General features: G+C 47.5%; 3 protein-coding genes. All 3 read left to right on the forward strand.

Annotation, left to right across the window (positions count from 1 at the left end; genetic code table 11):
* Window positions 1-159: 159 nt before the first annotated feature.
* On the forward strand, window positions 160-1,071 hold the full coding sequence (locus B2899_RS00155) for a proline dehydrogenase family protein (protein WP_146812323.1): 912 nt from the start codon (window positions 160-162) through the stop codon (window positions 1,069-1,071).
* Between the two features lie 209 nt (window positions 1,072-1,280).
* Window positions 1,281-2,744 carry a sodium/proline symporter PutP gene (putP, locus tag B2899_RS00160; protein WP_286883136.1) on the forward strand — a complete coding sequence of 488 codons (1,464 nt, stop codon included), beginning with the start codon at window positions 1,281-1,283 and terminating at the stop codon, window positions 2,742-2,744.
* A gap of 179 nt (window positions 2,745-2,923) precedes the next feature.
* A partial coding sequence (locus B2899_RS00165; protein WP_286883137.1) for an AMP-binding protein occupies window positions 2,924-4,297 on the forward strand: 1,374 nt, incomplete at its 3' end.

The following is a 4,297-nucleotide window of genomic DNA, read 5'->3' on the forward strand; positions in this document are numbered from 1 at the left end:
AATTGACATCGGAGATCTTGTAAAATAAGGGATAAACATGGAGAGAGAAGAGGGGAAGAAGAAATCGTTCCCACGTTCTCTTCTCTCCTTTCCTTCATACTATGAAAGACAGCTACATTATTCTGTTTTAAATGAAAGGATGAGAAGGCAATGGCGATGATGGAGACAACAATGAAAAACTTTTTCCTGTTTCTTTCTCAAAATAAATTGATGAATCAGGCAGCGAAAAAATGGGGTCTTCGCTTTGGCGCCAACCGTTTTGTAGCAGGGGAAACAATCAGGGAAGCCATTCAAAAAGTGCAGAATTTAAATGAAAAAGGACTTGTATGCACCCTGGACCATCTTGGCGAATTCGTATTCAGCCGGGAGGAAGCCATCGAATCGGCCGACTACTGCGTGAAAACGCTGGACGCCATTCATCAGGCGGGCGTGAACAGCAACCTGTCCTTGAAGCTTACGCAGATTGGTCTGGATATTGATATCGATCTGTGCCGGAGCAATATGCGCCGCATTCTGGATACGGCAAAAAAATACGGCAACTTTGTTCGCATTGACATGGAAGATTACGGACATTGTCAGCAAACGCTGGATTTGTTGGAAGAGCTTCGTCGTGACTATGACAATGTTGGCACCGTTATCCAGGCATATCTATATCGCACAGAAAAAGATATCGAAAAAATGAAAGGGGTTTCATTGCGTCTGGTAAAAGGCGCATATAAAGAATCGCCGGAAGTCGCCTATCCCGATAAGAAAGATGTGGATGAAAACTATAAGAAGATTATCAAGATGCACCTGTTAAGCGGCAGCTATACCGCAATCGCATCCCATGATGACCAAATTATCGAATATACAAAGCGGTTGGTTGAGGAATATAAAATTCCACGCGATCAGTTCGAGTTCCAGATGCTGTATGGTATCCGTACGCAAGCACAAGTTGAGCTTGCACGGCAAGGATATACGATGCGTGTTTATGTTCCTTACGGCAATGATTGGTACGGCTATTTCATGCGCCGACTGGCGGAGCGCCCGGCCAACGTAGCTTTTGTATTAAAAGGAATGGTCTCTAAATAAAATCCATACCGTCTGTTAGACCCGGGCTGAATATGAAAATAGACAAAGTTGCAAGTATACCATTATGATAACAAAAGAGAGGCGGGAGAAATGTGAGATTTTAGTGAAGAAAAAGGGGAAGGTCTTTTTTCCGCCTTTACTCTTTTCTCTTCCCTCCGCTTTCCCGCGCTCCTTCTTAGATTTTGGCTGAAAAATAAGGGGGTTCAATTATGGACATGCAATTAGTAATTTCTATTACCGTGTATATGGTAGGAATGCTGCTGATTGGCTATTATGCTTATAAGCGTACATCTGATTTATCAGATTATATGCTTGGCGGCCGGACGCTTGGCCCGGCGGTTACCGCGCTTAGCGCCGGTGCTTCCGATATGAGTGGCTGGCTAATGCTCGGCCTGCCCGGGGCGATGTTTTCCCAGGGGCTGAGCGCTTCCTGGATCGTAATCGGTCTGACATTGGGTGCGTATGCAAACTGGTTATACGTGGCGCCGCGTCTGCGCACGTATACTGAACTCGCGAACAACTCGATTACGATTCCGGAATATTTAGAGAACCGTTTTGGCGATACGACCAAGATGTTGCGTATCGTATCCGGTCTTGTCATTATGGTCTTTTTTACATTTTATGTTTCTTCCGGTTTGGTTTCCGGAGCCGTACTGTTTGAGAACTCATTTAAACTTGATTATATTATGGGCCTTTGGATTGTCGCTGGCGTTGTCGTAGCCTATACGCTGTTCGGCGGTTTCCTTGCGGTAAGCTGGACAGACTTTGTACAGGGGCTTATTATGGTAATTGCACTGGTTATGGTTCCGGTCGTCACGATCTTTCATACAGGGGGTCTTGGAGAGTCGTTTCATACGATTCGTCAAATCGATCCTGCGCTGATGGATATGTTCAAGGGAACGACCCTGCTCGGCATTATTTCGTTATTCGCATGGGGCCTTGGGTATTTCGGACAGCCGCACATTATCGTACGTTTTATGGCGATTTCGTCTGTTAAAGAAATGGCGAAAGCCCGCCGCATTGGAATGGGCTGGATGATTTTTTCCGTAGTCGGTGCCATGTTTACCGGTTTTGTTGGAATCGCTTACTTTGCAAATGAAGGAATAAAACTGGCGGATCCGGAAACCGTATTCATGGAATTGGGCCATATTTTATTCCACCCGTTTATTACCGGCTTCCTGCTGGCAGCCATTCTGGCCGCGGTAATGAGTACGATTTCTTCTCAATTGCTTGTTACGTCCAGTTCGCTGACGGAAGATATATACAAAACATTTTTCCGTCGTTCTGCTACCGACAAAGAATTAGTACTCATCGGACGACTCTCCGTACTTCTGGTGGCGCTGGTTGCCATGATGCTTGCATTTAATAAAAACAGTACGATTCTTTCGCTTGTGGGATATGCATGGGCCGGTTTCGGCGCTTCCTTCGGGCCGGTTATTCTTCTGAGCCTGTACTGGAAGCGTATGAACAAATGGGGAGCGTTGGCCGGTATGATCGCCGGTTCCGCTACGGTTATTATCTGGACCCGGTTCCCGTTCTTAAAGGATACCTTATATGAAATGGTGCCGGGCTTCGCGGCAGGCCTGCTGGCGATTATCCTTGTAAGCTTGATGACGGCTAAACCGTCAGCCAAAGTAGAAGAGCAATTCGAGCAGTGCACCAGATCGGCTTAATCAATCAACCCCTTTTGTCGGATGACAAAAGGGGTTTTTACGGCTTGTCTAAATACAATAGCAAAGCGATAAAAGAATAATAATCGTAAATTTTTAAAAATTAAAATAATAAAGAAGGAATGAGTATTCATTCATTGAATTATTTATGTAAGATAACGAAAGAAGAAGGAGTGACCTGTATGCCGACAGCATCCCGTCCCTGGTTGGCCAGTTATCCGGCAGAAATTCCCCATAAGCTTTCCTACCCGGACATCGCACTTTATGAACTGCTGATTCAGACAGCGGCAGCAAATCCTCATTCTCCGGCTTTGTTTTTTATGGGCAAGGAGATAACATATGAGCAATTGCTTACGGAATGCTACCGTTTTGCCAATGCACTGAGACAGCTTGGAGTAAACAAGGGTGACCGCGTTGCGGTTATGCTGCCGAATATCCCGCAAAGCGTCATTGCTTACTACGGTGCACTGCTCGCGGGAGCGACTGTTGTGCAAACCAATCCGCTGTATACGGAAAGGGAACTGCTGCACCAGATGACCGATTCCGGTGCCAGGGTAATCATCTGCCTCGATTTGTTGTACCCGCGGGTGAAGCAAGTAAAAGACGAAACGGCGCTTGAGCATGTTATTGTGACGGGAATTAAGGATTACTTGCCGCTGGCTAAAAAAATATTTTATCCCTTCGTCCAGTGGAAACAGCGGCAACGGGTACGGGTGCGGGAAGGGGAGAGGGCGGGTGTGTATGCGTTTGTTTCGCTGCTTGCGCGAAGCAGTCCGGACCCGGTTCGGTCTCCGGTTGATACGCAAAACGATATCGCGCTTATCCAGTATACAGGAGGGACCACCGGCAAAGCGAAAGGAGCCATGCTGACTCATGCCAGCCTCGTTGCTAACGTCATGCAATGCGGCGCCTGGTTCTATAAAGCCAGACGCGGAGAAGAGCGGATACTGGCTGCGGTTCCGTTCTTTCATGTATATGGCATGACGGTCGCCATGAATTTCGGCATTTACATGGCTGCCAAGCTTATCCTGGTGCCCCGTTTTGATACAAACATGATGCTAAAGCTTATCGACGATCAGAAGCCGACGGTCTTTCCCGGCGCACCGACGATGTATGTCGGATTATTAAACCATCCGGACCTTACAAAATACAGTATTTCTTCTATTAAAGCCTGCCTGAGCGGATCGGCCCCTCTGCCGGTGGAAGTACAGCAAAAATTTGAAGCGCTTACGGGAGGACGGCTGGTAGAAGGGTACGGCCTGACTGAATGTTCTCCGGTAACACATGCCAATCCAATCTGGGGGCGGAGAGTTAACGGCAGCATCGGCCTTCCCTGGCCGGACACGGAGTGTCGGGTCGTCGATATCGAGACGGGCGAAGAGGTTCCGCCCGGACAGGTAGGGGAGTTGTGCATACGGGGGCCGCAGGTGATGAAAGGATACTGGAATAAGGAAGAGGAGACGTACGCGTGCTTACAGGACGGCTGGTTTTTCACCGGCGATATGTGTACGATGGATGAGAATGGATATTTCTATATCGTAGATCGGAAGAAAGAA

It is taken from the genome of Aneurinibacillus sp. UBA3580 (assembly GCF_002375825.1).
In the GTDB taxonomy this organism is placed as follows: Bacteria; Bacillota; Bacilli; order Aneurinibacillales; family Aneurinibacillaceae; genus Aneurinibacillus; species Aneurinibacillus danicus.

Excerpts from the sequence above, each read along its gene's own strand:
- putP (WP_286883136.1), top strand. The coding sequence starts at position 1,281 with ATGGACATGCAATTAGTAATTTCTATTACCGTGTATATGGTAGGAATG.
- B2899_RS00155 (WP_146812323.1), top strand. The coding sequence starts at position 160 with ATGGAGACAACAATGAAAAACTTTTTCCTGTTTCTTTCTCAAAATAAA.